This window comes from Xenophilus sp. Marseille-Q4582 (assembly GCF_916700565.1).
In the GTDB taxonomy this organism is placed as follows: Bacteria; Pseudomonadota; Gammaproteobacteria; order Burkholderiales; family Burkholderiaceae_C; genus Xenophilus.
Genome location: NZ_CAKAKO010000004.1, coordinates 464,053 through 485,355, shown reverse-complemented (window position 1 = coordinate 485,355; position 21,303 = coordinate 464,053). Strand labels below are relative to the sequence as shown.

The 21,303-nt window shown below is 66.2% G+C and carries 21 protein-coding genes and 5 tRNA genes; 5 read left to right on the top strand and 21 right to left on the bottom strand.

The annotated features are described in order from the left end of the window. Positions 1-52: 52 nt before the first annotated feature. From LG388_RS17645 to folC, 16 genes are all read right to left on the bottom strand, one after another. Positions 53-1,081 carry a sterol desaturase family protein gene (locus LG388_RS17645; protein ID WP_225784024.1) on the bottom strand — a complete coding sequence of 343 codons (1,029 nt, stop codon included), beginning with the start codon at positions 1,079-1,081 and terminating at the stop codon, positions 53-55. 23 nt (positions 1,082-1,104) lie between these two features. Beyond that, on the bottom strand, positions 1,105-1,935 hold the full coding sequence (locus LG388_RS17640) for a polysaccharide deacetylase family protein (RefSeq protein WP_225784023.1): 831 nt from the start codon (positions 1,933-1,935) through the stop codon (positions 1,105-1,107). After that, positions 1,922-2,896: a YncE family protein gene (locus tag LG388_RS17635; protein WP_370630210.1), complete on the bottom strand. Its 975-nt coding sequence runs from the start codon at positions 2,894-2,896 to the stop codon at positions 1,922-1,924. The genes LG388_RS17640 and LG388_RS17635 overlap by 14 nt, the downstream gene beginning before the upstream one ends. A gap of 201 nt (positions 2,897-3,097) precedes the next feature. After that, positions 3,098-3,832, bottom strand: coding sequence for a 16S rRNA pseudouridine(516) synthase (locus tag LG388_RS17630; RefSeq protein ID WP_225784022.1), 735 nt, complete (start codon positions 3,830-3,832; stop codon positions 3,098-3,100). A gap of 40 nt (positions 3,833-3,872) precedes the next feature. Continuing rightward, positions 3,873-5,477 carry a methyltransferase regulatory domain-containing protein gene (locus tag LG388_RS17625; protein ID WP_225784021.1) on the bottom strand — a complete coding sequence of 535 codons (1,605 nt, stop codon included), beginning with the start codon at positions 5,475-5,477 and terminating at the stop codon, positions 3,873-3,875. A gap of 258 nt (positions 5,478-5,735) precedes the next feature. Then, positions 5,736-5,812 (bottom strand) — tRNA-Asp (locus LG388_RS17620). 46 nt (positions 5,813-5,858) lie between these two features. Further along, positions 5,859-5,934: transfer RNA gene (locus LG388_RS17615), tRNA-Glu, on the bottom strand. Between the two features lie 91 nt (positions 5,935-6,025). After that, positions 6,026-6,102: transfer RNA gene (locus tag LG388_RS17610), tRNA-Asp, on the bottom strand. 46 nt (positions 6,103-6,148) lie between these two features. Beyond that, positions 6,149-6,224 (bottom strand) — tRNA-Glu (locus LG388_RS17605). A 57-nt stretch (positions 6,225-6,281) separates the two neighbouring features. Beyond that, positions 6,282-6,357 (bottom strand) — tRNA-Ala (locus LG388_RS17600). A gap of 96 nt (positions 6,358-6,453) precedes the next feature. Then, positions 6,454-7,839, bottom strand: coding sequence for a glutamate--tRNA ligase (gltX, locus tag LG388_RS17595; RefSeq protein WP_225784020.1), 1,386 nt, complete (start codon positions 7,837-7,839; stop codon positions 6,454-6,456). A gap of 17 nt (positions 7,840-7,856) precedes the next feature. Then, complete coding sequence (locus LG388_RS17590; protein WP_225784019.1) at positions 7,857-9,071, bottom strand: O-succinylhomoserine sulfhydrylase; 1,215 nt, start codon at positions 9,069-9,071, stop codon at positions 7,857-7,859. A 26-nt stretch (positions 9,072-9,097) separates the two neighbouring features. Then, a complete protein-coding gene (gene purF, locus LG388_RS17585; protein WP_225784018.1) occupies positions 9,098-10,615 on the bottom strand; it encodes an amidophosphoribosyltransferase in 1,518 nt (505 codons plus the stop codon). 66 nt (positions 10,616-10,681) lie between these two features. Beyond that, positions 10,682-11,167, bottom strand: coding sequence for a CvpA family protein (locus LG388_RS17580; RefSeq protein ID WP_225784017.1), 486 nt, complete (start codon positions 11,165-11,167; stop codon positions 10,682-10,684). 12 nt (positions 11,168-11,179) lie between these two features. Next, positions 11,180-12,043, bottom strand: a complete 864-nt coding sequence (locus LG388_RS17575) for an SPOR domain-containing protein (protein WP_225784016.1) — start codon at positions 12,041-12,043, stop codon at positions 11,180-11,182. A 92-nt stretch (positions 12,044-12,135) separates the two neighbouring features. Continuing rightward, complete coding sequence (gene folC / locus LG388_RS17570) at positions 12,136-13,443, bottom strand: bifunctional tetrahydrofolate synthase/dihydrofolate synthase (protein WP_225784015.1); 1,308 nt, start codon at positions 13,441-13,443, stop codon at positions 12,136-12,138. Between the two features lie 35 nt (positions 13,444-13,478). Between folC and LG388_RS17565 the strand changes: the two genes are divergently transcribed. The 3 genes from LG388_RS17565 to LG388_RS17555 all read left to right on the top strand — a co-directional run bounded on the left by LG388_RS17565 (position 13,479) and on the right by LG388_RS17555 (position 15,018). Continuing rightward, positions 13,479-13,832, top strand: coding sequence for an ArsC family reductase (locus LG388_RS17565; protein ID WP_225784014.1), 354 nt, complete (start codon positions 13,479-13,481; stop codon positions 13,830-13,832). Between the two features lie 79 nt (positions 13,833-13,911). Continuing rightward, entirely contained in the window at positions 13,912-14,517 is a 606-nt protein-coding gene (locus LG388_RS17560; RefSeq protein WP_225784013.1) for a hypothetical protein, read from the top strand. A gap of 180 nt (positions 14,518-14,697) precedes the next feature. Beyond that, positions 14,698-15,018 carry a pyrimidine/purine nucleoside phosphorylase gene (locus tag LG388_RS17555; RefSeq protein WP_225784012.1) on the top strand — a complete coding sequence of 107 codons (321 nt, stop codon included), beginning with the start codon at positions 14,698-14,700 and terminating at the stop codon, positions 15,016-15,018. Between the two features lie 123 nt (positions 15,019-15,141). On the opposite strand, the gene murB is transcribed toward LG388_RS17555, so the two are convergent. Beyond that, positions 15,142-16,194 (bottom strand): UDP-N-acetylmuramate dehydrogenase, encoded by a 1,053-nt coding sequence (gene murB, locus LG388_RS17550; RefSeq protein WP_225784011.1) that lies wholly within the window; start codon positions 16,192-16,194, stop codon positions 15,142-15,144. Positions 16,195-16,256: 62 nt separating this feature from the next. Between murB and LG388_RS17545 the strand changes: the two genes are divergently transcribed. Together LG388_RS17545 and LG388_RS17540 are read left to right on the top strand one after the other, a co-directional pair. Further along, the gene (locus tag LG388_RS17545) at positions 16,257-16,742 is read left to right on the top strand and encodes a YajQ family cyclic di-GMP-binding protein (RefSeq protein WP_225784010.1); all 486 of its coding nucleotides are present in this window, start codon (positions 16,257-16,259) and stop codon (positions 16,740-16,742) included. A gap of 69 nt (positions 16,743-16,811) precedes the next feature. Next, positions 16,812-17,483 carry a TIGR02281 family clan AA aspartic protease gene (locus tag LG388_RS17540; protein ID WP_370630209.1) on the top strand — a complete coding sequence of 224 codons (672 nt, stop codon included), beginning with the start codon at positions 16,812-16,814 and terminating at the stop codon, positions 17,481-17,483. A gap of 22 nt (positions 17,484-17,505) precedes the next feature. Here the strand turns inward: LG388_RS17540 and LG388_RS17535 are convergent, their stop codons facing one another. From LG388_RS17535 to LG388_RS17520, 4 genes are all read right to left on the bottom strand, one after another. After that, positions 17,506-17,859: a RidA family protein gene (locus LG388_RS17535; RefSeq protein ID WP_225784008.1), complete on the bottom strand. Its 354-nt coding sequence runs from the start codon at positions 17,857-17,859 to the stop codon at positions 17,506-17,508. Positions 17,860-17,932: 73 nt separating this feature from the next. Beyond that, positions 17,933-18,568, bottom strand: a complete 636-nt coding sequence (gene plsY, locus LG388_RS17530; protein ID WP_225784007.1) for a glycerol-3-phosphate 1-O-acyltransferase PlsY — start codon at positions 18,566-18,568, stop codon at positions 17,933-17,935. Between the two features lie 76 nt (positions 18,569-18,644). Then, on the bottom strand, positions 18,645-19,556 hold the full coding sequence (locus LG388_RS17525; RefSeq protein WP_225784006.1) for a hypothetical protein: 912 nt from the start codon (positions 19,554-19,556) through the stop codon (positions 18,645-18,647). After that, positions 19,549-21,129 carry a DUF3696 domain-containing protein gene (locus tag LG388_RS17520; RefSeq protein ID WP_225784005.1) on the bottom strand — a complete coding sequence of 527 codons (1,581 nt, stop codon included), beginning with the start codon at positions 21,127-21,129 and terminating at the stop codon, positions 19,549-19,551. The genes LG388_RS17525 and LG388_RS17520 overlap by 8 nt, the downstream gene beginning before the upstream one ends. Positions 21,130-21,303: the final 174 nt, after the last annotated feature.

Here is a 21,303-nt window from a genome sequence, read left to right as displayed (position 1 = left end):
GAGCATACCGCCCCCCGGCCGCAGGCCACGCGCCGCGCGCGGGCGCCGCGCCTCAGCGTCGGCCGACGAGGCGGCACAGGCCCAGCCATTGCTGGCCCCAGAAGCCGCGGCCGTAATCGCGCACGCGGCCCTGGGCGTCGGGTTCCACCTGGTCGCGGATGCCGGTGTCGGGGTAGCGGCCGCTGAAGTCGGCGCTGCCAAAGAGCTGGTCCCACCAGGGCAGCAGCACGCCGAAATTGCAGCCGCCCAGGCGCGCCGCGGCGGGCGCAGGGCCGGCGCCGGCCGGCACGCTGGCGCCGGCCGGCGCCGGCGTCACCGCGCGCTCATGCCCGAGGCCGATCGCATGGTGCGTGCGATGGAAGGCCGGGCTCACCCACAGGCGCTCGCCCCAGCGGCCGAAGCCAAGGCGCAGGTTGGCGTGCTGCAGGCTTTCCGACAGCTGCGTGAGCGCCACCACGGCGATGAATTGCCCCGGCGCCACGCCGATCAGCTGCGCCACCAGCACGATGATCGCGTCATGCAGCAGGTCGTCGAGCAGGTGGTTGCGGTTGTCGCTCCACATGGTCATCTGCCGCTGCGAATGGTGCAGCGCATGCAGGCTCCACCACCATTGCCAGCGGTGCTGGCCGCGGTGGATCAGGTACTCCACGAAGTCCAGCACGACGAGGTACATCAGCAGCGACACCCAGGCGATGTCGGTTACGCCGGGCCACAGCTGGTCCAGGTGCAGCGTGCCCCAGCCAGCGCTGCGCAGCGCGCCCAGCAGCGCGTCGAAGAGCGGGTCGACCAGCAGGAAAAGCCCCAGCCGGAACAAGCCCAGCCGGTGGATCAGCGTGTAGAGGATGTCGGTGCGGATGGCCTGCCGGTCCCGCACCGGCTCCACGGGCCGCCAGCGCTGCAGCGGCCCGATCACGGCCAGCATCACGGCGATCTGCAGCAGGCCCACCAGCAGCCAGCCGGTGCCATCGAAGGCGTCCTCCGCCCAGCCGCCCAGCCCGAGGGCGTACACCAGCGGCTGCACCACCGACTCGAACAGGGTCTGCTGCAGCCAGCCGAAAGCGTCTGCCAGGCGGTCGAACATGGATCGGGTGCCTACTCAGAAGCTCAAGGATGCGCGGCGATCCAGGCCCGGTAATCGGGATGGTCGCGCAGCGTGCGGAAGCAAAAACCCTGGGCCTTCAGGCCCACGATCAGCGGCTCCAGCACGGCCGGCGCCCACGGGTCCTTGCGCGACCAGATGCCCAGGTGCGCGAGCAGCACGTCGCCCGGGCGGATGCGCTGCAGCGCCTGCGCGAGCAGCTTGTCGTTGGGGTACTTCTCGCTCGGCAGTTCGTCGCCCAGGAAACCCGCCGGCGACCAGCCCACGTGCCGGTAGCCGCAGGCCTGGGCTGCCTGTTCCAGCTTGGGCGAGGTCTTGCCGCCCGGGGCGCGCCACAGCGGCAGCGGCTTGACGCCCGTGACATGCGCCAGCCGGTCGGCGGCCTGCTGGATGCTCTCGCAGTACTGCGCCGCCGTCCAGGTGAAGGTGCGGCCGGCGAAGGCCCCCGCGGAGGGCCGGATGCGAAAGCGCGGCTCCACCGTGCGTTCGTCCGCCAGCCAGTAGGCATGGCTGTGGGTGTGCGAGGCGAAGGCGTGGCCTTCGGCCGCCCTCGCCTTCCACCACGGCGCCCACTGGTTGTCCAGGCTGTCGCCGCCGGTCTGCGTCTTTTCATCGGCGGCGAAGAAGGTCACCCGCACCTGCTGGCGTTGCAGCACCTCGGCCACCAGCGGGGCGACGCCCATGTGGCCGGTGTCGAAGGTCAGGTACAGCGGTTTGTCGCAGCTGGCGGGCGGCGGCGCGATGGTCTGCGCCGACACCAGGCCGGCCGCGCCCGCGAGTGCGGCGGCGGCCAGCGCACCGGCCCTGGGGCGGCTGCGATGCTCAGCGCTTCGCATGGTCCAGCGTCCACACCCCGTGCGGCGAGCGTCCCACGGGCACGCTGCGGCTGAGCTTGCCGCTGGCCAGGTCCACCACGCTGAGCTTGCGCGCCCAGCGCGAGGTCACGTACAGCGTCTTGCCGTCGGCCGACACATCCATGCAGTCGGGGCCGCCGGGCACCGGATAGTTGGCCGTCACCGTCAGGCTGGCCAGGTCGATGCGGCTGATGGTGTTGGCCGCGCGGTTGCTCAGGAACACCGACTTGCCGTCGCCGGCCGAGCGGAAGGCGTGGGCGCCCTTGCCGGTGGTGATGCGGCCGGTCGCGCGCGGCTCAGCGCCCGACACGTCGAAGACCTGCACCGCGTCGCTGCCGGTCAGGCCGACCAGCAGGGTCTTGTCGCCCGCGAGGCCGAAGATGTCGGCCGGCATCGGGCCCGTGGCCACGCGCCAGCGGATGCGCTGCGTGGCCAGGTCGACCGCGACCAGCTCATCGCTGTCCTGCATGGTCACGTAGGCCACGGTGCTGCGGCTGTCGATCCAGATGTGGCTGGGCGTCTTGCCGGTGGCGATGCGCTGGGCCAGTTGCAGGTCCTTTCCGTTCCAGCGGTAGATGTCGACGTGGTTCAGCCGGTTCGCAGCCGTCACGAACCATTTCATGTCGGGCGAGAAGCGCAGGTGGTACGGGTCGATGATGCCCGTCACCGTGCGCTGCAGGGCGCCCGTGCGCGGGTCGAAGAAGCTCAGCGAATCGCCGGCCGAGTTGGCCACGATCACCGACTTCTCGTCGGGCGTGAGGTAGATGTGGTGCGGCTCCTTGCCCACGGGCACGCGCTGGCGCTCGGTCCAGGTCTGCGGGTCGATCAGGCTGACCGTGGCGTCGAGCGAATTGAGCACGAAGACCGGCGGTGCTGCGGCTGCGGCCGCCGCCGGTGCGCCCGGCGCCTGCGCCCGGGCCGGCGCGGGAACGGCCGCGGCCAGCCCCAGGGCCAGCGTGCCGGCGGCCACGAGGGCCTGGAAGGAGGCCGCAGCGCGGCCGGAGCGTGAAAGAGAGAGGGGGAACAAGACGTGCTTCCTGAACAGCGGTCGCAGCTTAACGGACCTGCACCTTTCCCGGCTGACGCAACGCCACACCCGTGCCCGCCGTGTGGCGCCGCCGCCGCGCCGACGTTCTTCTGCAGCTCAGCGCGGGCGCCGGCGCAGGCCCTCCACTTCCGCCACGCTGAGCCAGCGCCATTGGCCGGGCGCCAGGTCCTCGGGCAGGGCCAGATCGCCGATGCGCGAGCGATGCAGCCCCTCCACCCGGTTGCCGACGGCCGCGACCATGCGCTTGACCTGGTGGTATTTGCCCTCGGTGATCGTGAGGCGCAAGTGCTGCTCGGCCACGCGCTCGGCCTGCGCGGCACGCACGGGGGCCGGGTCGTCGTCCAGCACCACGCCCGCGCAGAGCTTGCGGATCTGCTCGTCGCTGATCGGATGCTTGGTTTGAACCTCGTAGACCTTGGGCACATGGTGCTTCGGCGAGGCCATGCGATGGATGAACTGGCCATCGTCCGAGAGCAGGAGCAGCCCGGTGGTGTCCTGGTCGAGCCGGCCGATGGCCTGCACGCCCGACAGGGCCGTGCGCGCGGGGCGCTGGCGCAGCGGCGCCGGCAGCAAGGTGTAGATGCTGGGCCAGGCCGAGGGCTTGTGCGAGCACTCGGTGCCGGCCGGCTTGTGCAGCATCACGTAGGCCAGGGCATGGTAGCGCCAGGGCTGGCCCTGCACTTCGAAAGGCAGGCCTTCGACAGCTTCCACCTCGAGGGTGGCGTCGCGCGTGGACAACCCGTCCACCGTCACCCAGCCTTGCTGGACCAGGCCCGCGCAGACGCGCCGGGTGCCGAAGCCCTGGCTGTAGAGCAGTTCCTGCAGCTGCATCGGATGTGTCGTGTCCTTCCCCACCTGCCTGGCCGGCGTTTCAGGCGATCAGCAGGCCCTTGCGGCGCAGTTGCTGCAGGGCCACGCCGACCTGTTCGCGCGCGATGGCTTGCACGGCCGCGTCGTCGGTCAGAGGCTGCTGATCCTTGAAAAAGCGCAGCCGCCCGGCGCGCACCTCGGCCAGCACATGGTCCAGCAGCTGGGCATGGTCATGGGCGCCGTCCAGCCGAGGCAGCAGCGCGCGCTCCAGCGCCGTCAGCGCGACCAGTTCGTGCCACTGGTTGCACACGGCCGCGTCAGGGCCGGCCGCCACGTCGACGCCGGGTGCCTGGCGCGCCAGGTGCGAAGCCAGCGGCGCGGCCGAGACCTCGGTGGCGACCACCAGCGGCTGCCGCCGCACGCGCACGGCGCCCAGGATCAGCATTTCTTCCAGCATGCCCAGCACCACGCCCTCGACCGCCGCCTGCGGCTCGCCCACGCGGGCCGACACCGCGGCCACCAGGGCGCCGACCTCCATCGTGGCGGGATAGCGCCGCTCCAGTTCGAGCGCCACGGCCTTGTGCACGGGCAGGCGCAGGGTCAGCGTATGGTTGCGCAGGGCCGTGCAGCTCTGCTCGCGCGCGTCGATCGTGATCGGTGAGCCATCGCGCGTGGCGAAGACGCCCGCGTAATGCAGCTGGCGCAGCCGGTCGCGGTCCAGGCGATAACGGATTTCGCCCTGGCGCGCCTGGTGCACGAGCAGGCTCTGACGGAAGGTGCGGTTGACCAGGAAGTCCAGGTACTGCTCCATCATGATCTGGCTGCCGCCGCATTCGCGCAGCAGCGGCTCGCGCACTTTCTCGCCATAGTTCTGCACGAACATGGTGGAAGGCTCGGCATCGCACAGGTAGGCCAGCCCCTGCTCGCCCGCGCGCGCGACGAATTCCTTGAAGTAGCACGGCGCGTTGCAGGGCTCCAGGAACTCGTGCAGCAGGTAGGAGGTGTGGGAGCGGCGCACGATGGGCAGGGTCTCCTCCAGCGTCTTCTTGAGCACGCTGTCCGGGCGCGCCGACTGGTCCAGGAATTCCAGCATGCCGCGCGCGTAGGAGAGTTTTTCGTCCGGCGCATCGCGCGGGCCGCCGCGCAGGATCATGGCGTCGCGCACGATCTCGCGCGCCTTCCAGCCGGGGTAGACGTTGTAGCTCACGTAAGCCACGCCCTGCGGCGCGAGGTTCTGGCTGCACACGCGCAGGATGGCCGCCTGCACGTCGGGCGGCACCCAGCTGTAGACGCCATGGCACAGGATGTAGTCGAACTGGCCCAGGTCAGCGTCGATGTCAGTGATGCTCAGCGTGCGCAGCTGCGCATTGGGCACGTGCACATGCGCCAGCAACTGCTGGCCCGCGCCGATCTGGACCGATGACAGGTCCACCCCCAGCATCTGCGACTGCGGATGGCGAGCCGCCATCGGGATGAGGTTGCCCCCTGACGCGCAGCCCAGCTCCAGCACGCGGGCGCGGGCCGGCGGCGGCGGCTCCAGCCCGAACAGCGCCGCCAGCACTTCCAGGTGCTCGATGGCTGTCTGCGGAAAGGGATGCGACGCATAGGGCACGGCGTCGTAGTACTGGCCGATCTGTTCGGAAACCGTCAAGGGCTCAGCGGACATGGTTCTCCTCTCGATGGAATGTTCCGGGCCGGGGACGCAAGCGTGCGAAGAGCCGCCACATCCGGCATGCCGCGCTGTCTTCCCCATCCGCTGGCATTGGAGCACATGAAAGCGCTTCGCCCGGCAGACCCGCGCACGGGAACGCAGGGCGATGCGGCCCACCGCCCCCGCGTGTGCGCCTGCACGAGGGCGGCAACGCAAAGCGCGCCCCCAATGAGAAAGCCCTTCCGGATCTCTCCAAAAGGGCTTCATCAACGATGGCGGAGTGGACGGGACTCGAACCCGCGACCCCCGGCGTGACAGGCCGGTATTCTAACCAACTGAACTACCACTCCTGGCAGGTAGCTTCGGCGCGTTTCGGCAACCCAAGCGCTACGGACTTGGCGACCCTACGGGGATTCGAACCCCGGTACTCACCGTGAAAGGGTGATGTCCTAGGCCTCTAGACGATAGGGTCAAAACCTAAGAACCGCGCCACGATCGGCGCTTTCTTCTCTTTCCTGTGGAAAGAAAAAGCCTTTTCAGAATTTCCTGAAAAGGCTTTGTGATGGCGGAGTGGACGGGACTCGAACCCGCGACCCCCGGCGTGACAGGCCGGTATTCTAACCAACTGAACTACCACTCCTGGTAGGTAGCTTCGGCGCCTTTCGGCAGCCCAAGCGCTACGGACTTGGCGACCCTACGGGGATTCGAACCCCGGTACTCACCGTGAAAGGGTGATGTCCTAGGCCTCTAGACGATAGGGTCAAAACCTAAGAACCGCGCCACGATCGGCGCTTTCTCTTCATCTCGACAACGGTTGAATGGTGGAGGTAAGCGGGATCGAACCGCTGACCTCTTGCATGCCATGCAAGCGCTCTCCCAGCTGAGCTATACCCCCACGAAATCTTTTCAGATGCCGTTCTTCTTCGCGTCGGCTTTCGCTTTGCTTTCGAAGAACTTCGTTGCTGTCGAGCCTCGCAGTATATGTCGGTTTTCAGGCTTCGCGCAATCTTTTCAGAATTTTTTCGCGATCGAAGAGGGCGAGCACCGCATCGAGCGATGGAGTCTGCGGCGTGCCCATCACCAGCACGCGCACCGGCATGGCCAGCTGCGGCATCTTCAGGCCATGGGCCGCGAGCGCTTCCTTGATGGCGAGCGCGATGGCGGCCTTCTCCCAGCTCACCTCAGTCAGCTTGGCGGCCAGCGTGGCGATGGCTGGCTTCACGGCCTCGGTCAGGTGTTGGGCGCGGTCCGCCTCCTGGATCTGCACGTCGGCATAGAAGGCGCACGCCCAGCCGGCGAGCGCCACCGTGGTGTCGCAACGGTCCTTGAACAGCGCGCAGATGGCCGGCAGGCGCTCGTCGGCCGTGATGCCTTGCTTGGCCAGTTGCTCGGCCACCAGCGGCGCCAGTTGGTCGTCCGCCATGGCTTTCAGGTGCTGGGCATTGACCCAGCGCAGCTTGGCTTCGTCGAACTGCGCGGCGCTGCGGCCCAGGTGGTCGAGGTCGAACCATTCGAGGAACTGCGCCCGCGAGAAGATCTCGTCGTCGCCATGGCTCCAGCCCAGGCGCGCAAGGTAGTTGACCATCGCATCGGGCAGGAAGCCTTCGTCGCGGTACTGCGTGACGGGCTTGGCGCCGTTGCGCTTGCTCATCTTCTCGCCCTGCTCGTTGAGCACGGTCGGCAGGTGCGCGTACACCGGCGGTTCCTTGCCCAGGGCCTGGAAGATGTTGATCTGGCGCGGCGTGTTGTTGACGTGGTCGTCGCCGCGGATCACGTGCGTGATCGCCATGTCGATGTCGTCCACCACGACGCAGAAGTTGTACGTGGGCGTGCCGTCGGGGCGCGCAATGACGAGGTCGTCGAGTTCGTCGTTGCGGATCTCGATGCGGCCCTTGACCTTGTCGTCCCAGGCCACCACGCCGCCCTGCGGGTTCTTGAAGCGCAGCACGGGCTGCACGCCCTCGGGCACGGGTGGCAGGACCTTGCCAGGCTCGGGCCGCCAGGTGCCGTCATAGCGCGGCTTTTCCTTGTGGACCATCTGGCGCTCGCGCAGCGCATCGAGTTCGGCCACGCTCATGTAGCACGGATAGACCAGGCCCTGCGCCTGCATCTCGGCCAGCACCGCCTTGTAGCGGTCCATGCGCTGCATCTGGTAGAACGGGCCTTCGTCATGGTCCAGGCCCAGCCAGGCCATGCCTTCGAGGATCACGTCCACCGCGGCCTGCGTGGAACGCTCGAGGTCGGTGTCCTCGATGCGCAGGATGAAGTCGCCGCCCGTGGCGCGGGCGAAGGCCCACGGATACAGGGCCGAGCGGATGTTGCCCAGGTGGATGAAGCCGGTGGGCGACGGGGCGAAGCGGGTGCGGGTCTTGCTCATTGTTCTTTCTTGGGGGCTCATGCGGCCAGCGTGCGCAAGCCGCGCAGCAGGTCGTCCTGGACGTCCTCGATGTGCTCCAGGCCCACGGCCACGCGGATCGTGCCCTGCGTGATGCCGGCCGCCTGGCGCTGCTCCTCGGACAGGCGCCCGTGCGAGGTGGAAGCCGGATGGCTGATGATGGTCTTGGTATCGCCGAGGTTGGTGGCGATGGACAGCAGGCGGCAGCTGTCGATCACGTGGAAGGCTTTCGCGCGCGCCGACTCGGGCGTGTCGCCGGCCAGCTGGAAGGACAGCACGCCGCCGCCCAGCCCGTTTTGCTGGCGCATCGCCAGCGCGTGCTGCGGATGCGAGGGCAGGCCCGGGTAGTACACGCGCGCCACCTGCGGCTGCGCCTCCAGCCAGCGCGCCAGGGACAGCGCGTTCTCGCACTGCGCCTTCACGCGCACGCCCAGCGTTTCGATGCCCTTGAGCACCACCCAGGCGTTGAAGGGCGACAGCACCATGCCCGCCGTGCGCACCACGGGCGCGAACTTCTCGGTGACGAGCTGGCGGCTGGCGCACAGCGCGCCGGCCATCACGCGGCCCTGGCCGTCCAGGTACTTGGTGCCCGAATGCATGACGATGTCGGCGCCCAGCTCGGTGGGCCGCTGCAGGATGGGCGTGGCGAAGGCGTTGTCCACCGCCAGCAGCGCGCCGGCGCCATGCGCGATCTCGGCCAGCGCGGCGATGTCGCACACCTCGGTGAGCGGATTGGTCGGCGTTTCGGCGAACAGCAGCTTGGTGTTCGGCTTCACGGCGGCACACCACTCGTCCACATCGGTCTGCGAGACGAAGGTGGTTTCCACACCGAACTTGCCGAACTCCTTGGCGAACAGGTTCAGCGTGGAGCCGAACATGGAGCGCGACAGGATCACATGGTCACCCGCCTTGAGCAGGCCCATGATCATCATCAGGATCGCGCCCATGCCGCTGGCCGCGCCGATGGCCGCCTCTGTGCCCTCCAGCGCCGCCAGCCGCTGCTCGAAGCTGGTGACGGTGGGGTTGGAGGTGCGCGCGTAGGTGTAGCCCTCGCCGGTCGCGAAGCGCTCGGCCGAGGTGGCCGAATCGGGCTGCACGAAGCCGGTCGTGAGGTACAGCGCCTCGGAGTTCTCGCCGTACTGGCTGCGCGCGATGGCCGTGCGCACGGCCAGCGTCTCGGGCCGCAGACCTGCAGGCAGCGTCTTGTCGGTCATGGCGTCCTCCCGTCGATTGCGGCGCCTCAGCTGGCGTTGGGCAGCACCAGGCGCGAAGAATCCTCCTCGGTCTCCTCGATGCGCGGACGGCTGCCATTCATGCGCAGGATGGCCTCGGTGTCGATGTCGCCCGTCACGTACACGCCATCGAAGCAGGAGGCCTCGAAGCCGGCCAGCGGCACGCTGCCGCCCTGCGCGGGCGCGGCCTTGCGCACGGCGCGCTTCATCGCATCCACGTCCTGGTAGATCAGCGCATCGCAGCCGATCAGCTGGCGGATCTCCTCGATGCTGCGGTTGTGCGCCACCAGTTCGTCCTTGGTCGGCATGTCGATGCCGTAGACGTTGGGGAAGCGCACCGGCGGCGCCGCGCTGGCCATGTAGACCTTGCGTGCGCCCGCGTCGCGCGCCATCTGCACGATCTCGCGGCTGGTGGTGCCGCGCACGATGGAGTCGTCCACCAGCAGCACGTTGCGGCCCTTGAACTCGCTGGCGATCACGTTGAGCTTCTGGCGCACCGACTTCTTGCGCACGCCCTGGCCCGGCATGATGAAGGTGCGGCCCACGTAACGGTTCTTCACGAAGCCCTCGCGGTACGGGATGCCCAGCAGGTGCGCCAGTTGCGTGGCGCTCGGCCGGCTCGATTCGGGAATGGGCACGATCACGTCGATCTCGCTCGGCGGCACGGTGGAGATCACGCGCTGCGCCAGCGTCTCGCCCAGGTTCAGGCGGGCCTGGTAGACCGAGATGCCGTCGATGGTCGAGTCGGGCCGGGCCAGGTAGACGAATTCGAAGATGCACGGATCCAGCACGGGCGCGGCAGCGCACTGGCGCGCATGCAGCTGGCCCTGAAGGTCGATGTAGACGGCCTCGCCGGGCGCCACGTCGCGCTCGAAAACGAAGCCCGAGCCTTCCAGGGCCACCGATTCGCTGGCGGCCATCCAGGCGCCGTCGGCGCTGCGGCCCAGGCACAGCGGGCGGATGCCGTAGGGGTCGCGAAAGACCAGCAGGCCGTGGCCGGCGATCAGCGACACCACGGCATAGGAGCCGCGCAGGCGGCGATGCACGGCCGCCACGGCCTTGAAGATCTCTTCCAGCTGCAGCGGGGCGCCCTGCGTGGAGCGGGCCAGCTCGTGCGCCAGCACGTTGAGCAGGACTTCGGAGTCGCTCTCGGTGTTGATGTGGCGGTGGTCGGTGGAGAACAGCTCGGCGCGCAGCGCATGCGCATTGGTCAGATTGCCGTTGTGCACCAGCGTGATGCCGAAAGGCGCGTTCACGTAGAAGGGCTGCGCCTCCTCCTCGCTGTAGGCGTTGCCGGCCGTCGGGTAGCGCACCTGCCCCAGGCCGATGTGGCCGGGCAGCGCGCGCATGTTGCGGGTGCGGAACACGTCACGCACCATGCCCTTGGCCTTGTGCATGAAGAACTTGCGCTCCAGCATCGTGACGATGCCTGCGGCGTCCTGGCCGCGGTGCTGCAGCAGCAGCATGGCGTCGTAGAGCAGTTGATTGACCGGCGCGTTGCTGACGACGCCAACGATTCCACACATGGGGGTTCCTCTTGAAACGAAAGCCGGTTCACGCAGGCAAGCGGTGCGGGTGGGCGCCCCCGGCCTTCAGGGCAGGTAGCTTGCCAGTTTTTGCGGCAATGCGGGCTTGATGCCTTGCAAAGCCGCGTCGAGCCAGGGTGCGCACATCGACTGCTGCCACCAGGCCTCCCGGCCCAGCGCCAGCAGATGCACGACCACTGCGAAGGCCAGCAGCGCCACCCCGGCGCGCGCGGCACCGAAGACGCCGCCCAGCGTGCGGTCCACGGGGCGCAGCCCGGCGACGGTGATCAGCTTGCGCACCAGCGCGGCCACCAGGCCGCCGGCGAAGGCGATGCCGATGAACAGCAGGATGAAGGCGGCGGCATAGCGCCAGGGCGCCTCGGGCTCGCCCACAGGCAGCCACTGCGCCACGTCGGCCGCGAACCACTGCGCGCCCACGAAGGCCGCGATCCAGCCTGCCAGCACCAGCACCTCGTAGAAGAATCCGCGCCACAGGCCGATCACCATCGAGGCTGCGATCAGCACCAGGGCGATCCAGTCGAAGAAGGCCATGGCCGCCGGGCGTCAGAGCGACAGCACGGCCGCCGGCAGCGCCAGGCCCTTGATGCGCTCGGCCGCGCGGTCGGCTTCGGCCCGCGAACTGAAGGGGCCGACGCGCACCCGCGTGCGATCGCCATCGGCCGTCTTGGCCACCTGCGTGTAGGTCTTGAGGCCCGCGCGCTCCAGCTTCTGGCGCGTCTCGCGCGCCTTGCCCTCGTCGGCGAAGGCGCCCACCTGGACGATGAAGCGGCCCGCCGCGTCGGCGGGCGCCGCGGCCGGCGCCGCCGGTGGCACGGCGCGCCCTTCGAGCAGCGCGCGCGCACGGTCGCCGTCGTCGCGCGAAGCGGGACGGGGCGCCGGGGCCGGGGTGGGCGCCGGCGCGGGGCTCGGTGCGGGTGCGGGTGCGGGTGCGGGTGCGGGTGCGGGTGCCGGCGGCGCAGGCGCAGGCGTGGGCGCTGGCGCGGGAGCCGGGGCCGGCGGGGGCGGCGCCGGCACCGGGGCCGGCGGCGGCGCGGGGGCCGGACGCGGCTCTTCACGCACCTCGCTGCCATCGGCACGCTCGGTGATCATGCCGCCCGTGGCCGGGCCGCGCGCCACGCGCGTGCTGTCGCTGCCCTCGCCTTCCCGCGGCAGCGCCAGCGGCGGCGCGCGGTGGCGGTCCGGAATCTCGATCGGGATGTCCACCGCCACGGGGCGGGGCTGGGTGTCGAACAGCAGCGGAAAACCCACCACGCCGATCAGCACGAGCACGGCCGCGCCGAGCAGCCGGTGGCGGGCGCGGCGGCGCAGGGTCTCGACGGTTTCCGCGGGCGCCGTCGTCGCGGCGGCTGCGCCGCGCCCCTCGCTCGCCGGGGATCCCTTGCTGCGGAACTTGGTGAAGAACGCCATGAACGTCGATGCCTGAGCGGGTCAGCGAATGGAGAGAGGAACGGCCAAGGGCGCAGGGACCGGCCGCGGGATCGGTCGCCCTTCAGCGGCTTTCATTGACCCGCCGGAAGGTGCGGCGCCTGCAGGCGGGGCGTGCCGTTCGCCAGGACACCGCCGACGGTGAAGAAGGAACCAAAGACCACGATTCTATCAGTGGGGGCTGCCGCGGCGACGGCCGCCTGCAGGGCCGGCTCGGGGCCCGCGAAGACCGCCGAGCCCACGCCCGGGCGCGTGTTCTGCGCCTGCCAGGCGGCCTGCACGGCCGCGGCCGATGCCGCGCGCGGCGTGGGCAGGTCGCAGAAGTACCACTGCTCCACCAGCGGGTTCATGCGCGCGAGGATGGGCGCCAAGTCCTTGTCCGCCATCACGCCGAAGACGGCATGCGTGCGCGGGTAGAAGCCCATGGCGTCCAGGTTTTCGGCCAACGCGGCCACCGAATGCGGGTTGTGCGCCACGTCCAGCACCAGCACAGGCTGGCCCGGCACGATCTGGAAGCGGCCCGGCAGCTCGACCGTCGCCAGGCCGTTGCGCACCGCCTGCGCGGTGACGGGCAGTTGGGGGCGCAGCGCTTCCAGCGCGGCCAGCACGCCGGCCGCGTTGACCAGTTGATTGGCCCCGCGCAGCGCCGGATAGGCCAGACCGGCATAGCGGCGCCCACGGCCCTGCCAGTTCCACTGCTGCTTGTCGCCGCCGGCATGGAAATCGCGCCCTGGCAGCCACAGATCGGCGCCCACACGCTCGGCCGTCGCCTGCAGGCTGGCCGGCGGCACGGGGTCGCTCACGATGGCCGGCTTGCCCGCGCGCATGATGCCGGCCTTCTCGGCGCCGATAGTTTCGCGGTCATGGCCCAGCCAGTCCATGTGGTCCAGGTCGATGCTGGTGATGACGGCGCAGTCGGTATCGATGATGTTCACCGCATCCAGGCGCCCGCCCAGGCCGACCTCCAGCACGGCCACGTCCAGCCGGGCCGCCACCATGCAGGCCAGGATGGCCAGCGTGGTGAACTCGAAGTAGGTCAGCGGCGTGTCGCCGCGCGCGGCCTCCACGGCCTCGAAATGCGGCATCAGCGCCTCGGCCTTGACGGCTTCTCCCTGCAGGCGCAGCCGTTCCTCGAAGTGCACTAGGTGCGGCGAGGTGAACACCCCCGTGCGGTAGCCCGCGTGTGCCAGGATGGCTTCCAGCATCGCGCAGGTCGAGCCCTTGCCGTTGGTGCCGGCTACGGTGAACACCGGACAGTCGAAGCGCAGCTGCATGCGCTCGGCCACGCTGCGGATGCGCGCCAGGCCGAGTTCGATGGATTGGGGATGCGTTTGCTCGGCGTAGGCGAGCCAGTCGGCCAGGGTTTTCATGGAGGCGGGCATTGTCGCCGAGGGGGCCCTCGCGCATCATCGCCCCCATGATCACCCTTTATGGCATCCCGAACTGCGACACGGTCAAGCGTGCGCGCACCTGGCTGGACACGCAGCAGGTCCCCTACCAGTTCCACGATTTCAAGAAGCAGGGCGTGCCCGAAGCCGCGCTCGCACAGTGGCTCGCGGCCCTGGGCTGGGAGCCGCTGGTCAACCGCCGCGGCACCACCTGGCGCCAGCTCGACGCGGGCGAGCGCGAGGCCGTGGTCGACACCGCCTCGGCCGCCGCGGCGCTGCGGGCACATCCCAGCCTGATCAAGCGGCCGGTGGTGGACTGGGGCGGCGGGAAATTCACCGTCGGTTTCGACGCCGACGCCTGGCAGGCCCGCCGGGCCGGCTGAACTTGCGCGGCGCGGATGTGTCCAAGGGCCCAGGCCGCCGCGCCCCTCGAGGCCCGGCAGCAGGCAAACGGAGAAGGACATGAAGCATTGCGCACCCCCCCACCGCCGCCCGGGCCGGGCCCTGGCCCGGGGCGCCACGCTGGGCGCCCTGCTGCTGGCCACCGCCGCCGCGCAGGCCCAGGCGCCCGCGCCGGGCGGCACCGCCCAGGCACGCGTGCTGTCGAGCACCCCGCTGACCGAGCAGGGCCAGGTGACGGGCTATTCGGTCGAGTACGAATACGCCGGCCAGCGCTACACCACGCGGCTGCCGCAGCCGCCCGGCGCCACGCTGCCCGTGCAGGTCACGCCGCTGGGCGTGAGCACCTACCCGGTCGCGCCGCAGGACGTGCCGGCCGGCCAGCCGCTGGACGCCTCCGGGCCGCCGGCCGACGGCGCTGCGCCCTGGGCGCATGTGCAGCCGCAGCCGGGCGTGGTCACCTCCGGTTCGGCGCCGCCCCCCGTCTACGCGCCCAGTTATGGCGTGGCCGTGCCGGCTGCGCCGGTGTACGTGTACCCGCAGGCGCCGGTCTACCTCCATCCCTCCTACGCGTACCCGTATCCGCCTGTGAATCTGTCGTTCAGCCTGGGCTATTCGCGCGGCTGGGGCGGCTGGCGCGGGTACGGCCACCCGCGCGGCTGGCGCTGAGCGCGTCAGCGCGCGCGGGGGCCGCGGGCGCGCAGCCCACCGGCGGCCACCGGGCCGCTCCTAGAATCCGCGGCGGCCGGACGGCCTGCCTGGTGAGCCAGCGCCCCGGCGCATGCCGCACGGGCGCTGCGCCTCCCGCGCGCGCCCTCCCTTCCCTCTCTCATCCTCCTTCGCCTTTCCATGACCACCCTCACCCTCGACAACGTCAGCGTCAGCACCCGCGCCAATGTGTATTTCGACGGCAAGTGCGTCTCGCACAGCCTGGTGCTGGCCGATGGCCGCAAGTGCAGCGTGGGCGTGATCCTGCCGGGCACACTGACCTTCGGCACGGCCGCGGCCGAAGTCATGGAATGCAGCAGCGGCGCCTGCGAATACCGCCTGGCCGGAACCGAGGAATGGGTGCGCTCGGCCGCAGGCGAGAAGTTCAGCGTGCCCGCCAACTCCAAGTTCGACATCCGCGTGACCGGCGAGCCCTACTCGTACATCTGCCACTACGCCTGAGTGGCCCAAGCGGCCCAAGCGGCCTGGAAGGCCCGACACCGCGGCTGATGCGGTCCGACGCCGACCCCGCCGGAGGCGCTTTCGCGCGCCGCGCGCCGCCGAACCGCACGGAGCCCGCCCCGCTCAGACCACCACCGGCTCCGGCTCCAGCCGGATGCCGAAGCGCTCGTAGACACTGGTCTGGATGGCCTTGGCCAGCGTCATCACCTCGCCGCCCGTGGCCGGGTGGGCCCGGCCGCCGCGGTTGACCAGCACCAGCGCCTGCTTTTCGTACACGCCGGCATGGCCCATGGTCTTGCCCTTCCAGCCGCAGGCGTCGATCAGCCAGCCAGCCGCGAGCTTGATGCTGCCGTCGGGCATCGGGTAGTGCACGATCTTCGGGTCGCGCGCGATGATGTCCGCGCACTGCTCGGCCGTGACGGTGGGGTTCTTGAAGAAGCTGCCGGCGTTGCCCAGCACACGCCAGTCGGGCAGCTTGGCCTGCCGGATGGCGCAGACCCAGTCGAAGATCTGGCGCGGCGTGGGCGCGCGCGCGCCCGTCTCTTCCATCTTGCGCGCCAGGTCCAGGTAGCCGAGCACGGGCTTCCAGGGCTTGGGCAGGCGCAGGCGCACGTGCGTGATGACGGCGCGGCCCGCCAGCCCGAAGTCGTTGTCGCCCGTGGCCGCGTGCTTGAACACCGAATCGCGGTAGCCGAAGGCGCATTGCGCCGCGTCGAGCGTGAAGCGCCGGCCGGTCTGCAGGTCGAAGGCGTCCAGCGATTCGAAGCGGTCCTGCAGTTCCACGCCGTAGGCGCCGATGTTCTGCACCGGAGCGCCGCCCACGGTGCCGGGAATCAGCGCCATGTTCTCCAGGCCGGGCCAGCCCTGGTCGAGCAGCCAGGCCACGGTGTCGTGCCACAGTTCACCCGCGCCCACTTCCACGATCCAGGCGCGCGGGGTGTCCTCGACCAGCCGGCGGCCGGCGATCTCCATCTTGAGCACCAGCGGCTTCACGTCGCCGGTCAGCACCACGTTGCTGCCGCCGCCGAGGACGAAGGTTGGTGCCTCACGCCAGTTCGCGTCGGCGTGCAAAGCCTCCAGGTCGGCCACGCTCTTGACGCGCAGCAGGTGCTGGGCCCGGGCCACGATGCCGAAGCTGTTGTGCGGTTGCAGGGGGACGTTGCGCTCCACGATCATGGGAGAATTCTCGCATTCGGCCCGCCGCGCCGTCGGCGGCGGGCGTCTTGCAGGAGAGAGCCATGCCTTCATTCGACACCGTCTGCGAACCCGACCTGGTCGAAGTGCGCAACGCCGTCGACAACACCGCCAAGGAAATCGGCACCCGCTTCGATTTCAAGGGCACCGCCGCCGCCATCGAGCTCAAGGACAAGGAAATCACCCTGATCGGCGACGCCGAATTCCAGCTCGTGCAGGTGGAGGACATCCTGCGCAACAAGCTGACCAAGCGCAGCGTGGACGTGCGCTTCCTCGACAAGGGCAACGTCCAGAAGATCGGCGGCGACAAGGTCAAGCAGGTGATCAAGGTCAAGAATGGCATCGAGTCCGAGACGGCCAAGAAGATCCAGCGGCTGATCAAGGACAGCAAGCTCAAGGTGCAGGCCGCCATCCAGGGCGACGCCGTGCGCGTGACCGGCGCCAAGCGCGACGACCTGCAAGCCGCGATGGCGCTGATCAAGAAGGACGTGGCCGACCTGCCGCTGTCCTTCAACAACTTCAGGGACTGAATGAAGCCCCTCCCAGGCCGCTTCGCTGCGCGAGGGGGGCGCACCCGGTGGCCGGGCGAAGCCCGTTCCATTGGCGCCCTGAGGGCTGCGCTTCGCTCACCGTCCGCCTGGGCAGCGGGATTGTTCCTGGCGCTGTGCGCCGGGGCGCAGGCGCAGCAGTCGATCACCCTCACCGGCAGCATCGGCAGCCGCGCCATCCTGATGGTCGACGGCGGTGCGCCGCGTACGGTGGCGCCGGGCGAGACGGTGCGGGGCGTCAAGCTGATCGCCGTGCAGGGCGACCAGGCCGTGGTCGAGTCGGGCGGCAAACGGCTCACGCTGCGCATGGATTCGCCGGTGAGCATCGGCGGCTCGGGCGGGGGTGGCGGGGGCGGCAGCCGCATCGTGCTGACGGCCGACAGCCGCGGCCATTTCCTCACGCCGGGCACCATCAACGGCCGCACGGTCCACTTCATGCTCGACACCGGCGCCACCACCATCGCGATGTCGGCCGCCGACGCGCAGCGCATCGGGCTGGACGCGAGCAAGGGCCAGCCGGTGCAGATGCGCACCGCCAACGGCGTCACGACGGGCTCCCGCGTGCGGCTCCATTCGGTGCGCGTGGGCGACGTCGAAGTGTTCGACGTGGAAGCCATCGTCTCTCAGCAGCCCATGCCCTTCGTGCTGCTGGGCAACAGCTTCATCAACCGCTTCTCGATGCGGCGCGACGCCGAGCAGATGGTGCTCGAGCGCCGCTTCTAGCCCGCTCGGGCACCCGCAGCGCTCAGTGCTGGGCGGCGGTCACCACGATCTCGATCTTCCACGCCGGGTTGGCGAGCTGGGCCTGCACCGTGGCGCGCGGCGGTGTGTGGCCGGCGGGAATCCAGGCGTCCCATACCTCGTTCATGCCGGCGATCTCGCTGATGTCGGTCAGGAAGATCTGCGTCATGAGGATGCGGCTCTTGTCGCTGCCGGCCTCGGCCAGCAGGCGCTCGACCATGTCCAGCACTTGCCGCGTCTGGCCGCGGATGTCCTGCGTCGCGTCGTCGGGAACCTGGCCCGCCAGGTAGACGGTGCCGTTGTGCACGGCGGTTTCGGACAGGCGCTCGCCAACGTGGAAACGGGTGATCTGGGGCATGAGAAATCCTTGGAGGAGAGGCGGCCCGGAGGCCGAAGATCGACGCGAAAAGCGCAAACGAAACGACCGTGGCTCAAGCCTTCTTCTTCGAGCCCAGCTTCGATTCCTTGCCGGCGACGAGGCGGCGGATGTTCTCGCGGTGGCGCCACACCAGCAGCGCGCTCATCGCGAGCACCGACACCATCACCAGCCGATGGAAGGGCCAGGCGATCTGCCCGCCCAGCAGGTAGTAGGCCGGCGCGAAGAAGGCCGCCACCAGCGAGGCCAGCGAGGAGTAGCGGAAGAAGAAGGCAATGATCAGCCAGGTGGTGCCGGTCGCCAGGCCCAGCAGCCAGTCGATGCCCACCAGCGCGCCCGCGGCCGTGGCCACGCCCTTGCCGCCCTGGAAGCCGAAAAAGATGGGGTACAGATGCCCCAGGAAGGCCGCCAGCCCCGCCAGCGCAGCCACGCCCGGACCCAGGCCCCAGCGGCCGCCGTAGTGGTCGATCAGGAACACCGGCAACCAGCCCTTGAGCGCATCGAGCAGCAGGGTGGCCAGCGCCGCGCCCTTGCGGCCCGAACGCAGCACGTTGGTCGCGCCCGGATTGCCGCTGCCGTAGCTGCGCGGATCGTCCATGCCCAGCGCGCGGCTCACGATGACGGCAAAGGACAGCGAGCCCAGCAGATAGCTGGCGCAAAGAGCTAAAGCGCCATGAATGAGATATTCCATATTTTCATGGTATAGAGAAAATGCATACATCGAAGCCGAAAATCGGCGGTCAATTGCAATAAAATTGCATGGTATTTTACATCAGATTAGCGCAAATATGCCTAATTATTTTCATGTCATGGCTGCCGTCGAAGTAAATTTCAAGCAGCTCATCATGAGTCTTTTTTCCAATGGGGGAAACATCAGTTTTAATTCCTACCGAAAGCCTCTGAAACCCTTGATCAAATCTAATCCCACCTTTTCTGGACAACAGGTATCGACCATGCATTGTATTTATTCCGCCTTTGTCTTCGACCAGATTCATTTCTATCGATGAGCCAGGCTCTAGCCCCGATTTTTTAAGCAATTTATTCAATTGCCTCTCCAAATCAGCGTAGAGTTGATCAGTTTCACCATTGCTAAAAACGGCGGAAGCACGGGCCCAGAAAATAAATTTCTTTTTGGTTCGTCTTTGCGCTGCTTTCTTAAGCAACCGCTCTAGAACAGATTCATATTTCGATTTCACCGGATCCATATACGGATCAACCAACGCCACCTCTTGGCTATAAAATAGCAATATTTCGCTCACGCGCGCGTACTCTTCGCCACAGCCAATAATGCGCTCCTCAGATGTAGTGGAAATTTCAAAATCGTCGAAATCATGAATAGCCGGCGGTCGTGATTCTTTTGCAATCAAACCATCTAGAATTCCAGCATTCATCAGTGGCTCGGCATTCTCCAGCCAATCACGTGTAACTCGCCATGGCAAACCGTCCTTCCTTACCATCCTCAAGTCAGTGTTTGCCTGACTTAGAAGACGCTTCGCCCTAGCAATCTGGAGATCGCTGAGATTGGCCAGATTAGCATTGAGACGAGCCATCCAATCAGGGGAGTCAACAGGGTAATTAACAAGGTATCTTCCCGTATACGGTCCGAAATAGTTCAATATTGACCGCAAATCACTCACACTCTTGATGATTTCCGGATCGACTCCGTACAATTCATTCATCGAACAGCTCCGCATCTCTCTCGGAAAAAAATCCATGCGGCCAGCGATCCAAGAAATCTCCATCGTCAGAGACCCGAATAATATGAACCTTGGTGCTTCCATCTGGCAAAGGCTCAAAATAGTTAATCGCTATATCTTCTGAAGAAATTCTCAAAGATGCGTCTTTTATCTTATTGTTTGTCGTCTCCCTGACACGACGCAGCGCTCTTAAAATCAGATGCTCGCTATGAGTTTCCACCACAATACGCCTGTCTGCCGCAGCTTCGATGAAGACATCAGTCAAGTTTGCTTGCAATGCGGGGTGCAAGTGAAGCTCGGGCTGCTGCATGAATACTATGCCATTCTCATTATTTGGGCTAAATGCCTCAATTAGGACTGGCAGAACATAACCTATTCCGGATCCGACATCATCGAATCCGAGTTTTCTTCTATGATTATCAGTTAGCGATACTTTGCATCTGTAAATATGCTCATCTTTTTCGTCCTCATCGCCTTCGCGGATTGCATCCAGCTCTTCTTTTGAGCAGAGCAATTTTGAATCCACAAAAACCTGATAACCATTGTCCAGAAAAAGATTATCAGACAATGCTTTATTTACATTAATGAAAAGATTAGAGTTTTTTTGCCGCCGCTGAAGATTAAAATCGCCGAAGGAATTATCCCATTCTTTTGCAAGAGAAGATCTAGCCAAAACTTGGTAGATACTTTCATCAACGTCATTGCCTTCATTGATAAAAAAATCTAGATCACCAGAATTCGGAATAGTTCTATTTGCAGAAACCAACGCGATCTTGACTCCATTCAATGGATAATGCCTATCAAAATCTTTGGTCACACGATTTTTAGCTCGCTCAAGCAGGGCGCCGTACCTGCCTAATATATTGTTCTTTTTCTGACTTTCGAGCCCCTTGGCGCTCGGATCAAAAACAGCAAAAGGAAGGGACGATCCGTCAGGTCTCTGGAGCCAAGCCAAACTGCCAGCGAGAGCAGGATCATCCCCATCTTCAGATCCTGCTGCACGCACCTCACTAGTGCGCAAATTTGATCTCTTCCAGCACTTAATCTCTTGGAATTTTTTTTGATCTTCATCAGGCCACGACTTCATTTCGAACTTATAAGTAACGGGAGTTCCCCCTATTTTTTTAAATAAAATATTTAACATATTTCTCATCGGGTCTTCCTCTAAATAATGCGTTGAGCAAACATCTAGGAGTTTAGAATTATTCTTTGAATAGCCAATCCCTTTTTCAATATTTACATCATCTATACTCCTCGTATCCGAATCGGCAAAATCAAATCTATAGCTAAATACTTTTTCGTAAGTATTCTGCTTCTTCTTCCATGCAACCCCAATCGCATGAACTTCAGATAGTTCATCTTCCTTGCCATTACCTCCCTTGTGAATTAATTCAACATCTAGGTCAAATATTTTATTTCCAACAATTCGATCAAGTGCGAGCTTCAATATACTCTTTCCTGCAGAATTTGGCCCCACCAAGAAGGTGATTTTTTCTCCCAACTGAATGTATTGAACATCTTTTATTGACTTGAACCCTTGGATTAATACTTTCATCTATTTTTTCCAGATCAAAATTAGGCTTGAAATTGGCAGTCCGTGAGCACGTAAAAGCATGCTATAATTTTATCGCGCTGATAGCTGATTGTATGAGCTTGACTCGCCCCATTGCATATTGCAATAGCGCGATGAATGTCTTGCCTTCAGCCTATCAGCGCACCTTTTCGCCCA

Bases quoted from the DNA above. Each gene is read 5' to 3' on its own strand.
- LG388_RS17645 (WP_225784024.1), bottom strand. From the start codon at position 1,081: ATGTTCGACCGCCTGGCAGACGCTTTCGGCTGGCTGCAGCAGACCCTG.
- LG388_RS17640 (WP_225784023.1), bottom strand. From the start codon at position 1,935: ATGCGAAGCGCTGAGCATCGCAGCCGCCCCAGGGCCGGTGCGCTGGCC.
- LG388_RS17630 (WP_225784022.1), bottom strand. From the start codon at position 3,832: ATGCAGCTGCAGGAACTGCTCTACAGCCAGGGCTTCGGCACCCGGCGC.
- LG388_RS17625 (WP_225784021.1), bottom strand. From the start codon at position 5,477: ATGTCCGCTGAGCCCTTGACGGTTTCCGAACAGATCGGCCAGTACTAC.
- gltX (WP_225784020.1), bottom strand. From the start codon at position 7,839: ATGAGCAAGACCCGCACCCGCTTCGCCCCGTCGCCCACCGGCTTCATC.
- LG388_RS17590 (WP_225784019.1), bottom strand. From the start codon at position 9,071: ATGACCGACAAGACGCTGCCTGCAGGTCTGCGGCCCGAGACGCTGGCC.
- purF (WP_225784018.1), bottom strand. From the start codon at position 10,615: ATGTGTGGAATCGTTGGCGTCGTCAGCAACGCGCCGGTCAATCAACTG.
- LG388_RS17580 (WP_225784017.1), bottom strand. From the start codon at position 11,167: ATGGCCTTCTTCGACTGGATCGCCCTGGTGCTGATCGCAGCCTCGATG.
- LG388_RS17575 (WP_225784016.1), bottom strand. From the start codon at position 12,043: ATGGCGTTCTTCACCAAGTTCCGCAGCAAGGGATCCCCGGCGAGCGAG.
- folC (WP_225784015.1), bottom strand. From the start codon at position 13,443: ATGCCCGCCTCCATGAAAACCCTGGCCGACTGGCTCGCCTACGCCGAG.
- LG388_RS17565 (WP_225784014.1), top strand. From the start codon at position 13,479: ATGATCACCCTTTATGGCATCCCGAACTGCGACACGGTCAAGCGTGCG.
- LG388_RS17560 (WP_225784013.1), top strand. From the start codon at position 13,912: ATGAAGCATTGCGCACCCCCCCACCGCCGCCCGGGCCGGGCCCTGGCC.
- LG388_RS17555 (WP_225784012.1), top strand. From the start codon at position 14,698: ATGACCACCCTCACCCTCGACAACGTCAGCGTCAGCACCCGCGCCAAT.
- murB (WP_225784011.1), bottom strand. From the start codon at position 16,194: ATGATCGTGGAGCGCAACGTCCCCCTGCAACCGCACAACAGCTTCGGC.
- LG388_RS17545 (WP_225784010.1), top strand. From the start codon at position 16,257: ATGCCTTCATTCGACACCGTCTGCGAACCCGACCTGGTCGAAGTGCGC.
- LG388_RS17535 (WP_225784008.1), bottom strand. From the start codon at position 17,859: ATGCCCCAGATCACCCGTTTCCACGTTGGCGAGCGCCTGTCCGAAACC.
- plsY (WP_225784007.1), bottom strand. From the start codon at position 18,568: ATGGAATATCTCATTCATGGCGCTTTAGCTCTTTGCGCCAGCTATCTG.
- LG388_RS17525 (WP_225784006.1), bottom strand. From the start codon at position 19,556: ATGAATGAATTGTACGGAGTCGATCCGGAAATCATCAAGAGTGTGAGT.
- LG388_RS17520 (WP_225784005.1), bottom strand. From the start codon at position 21,129: ATGAAAGTATTAATCCAAGGGTTCAAGTCAATAAAAGATGTTCAATAC.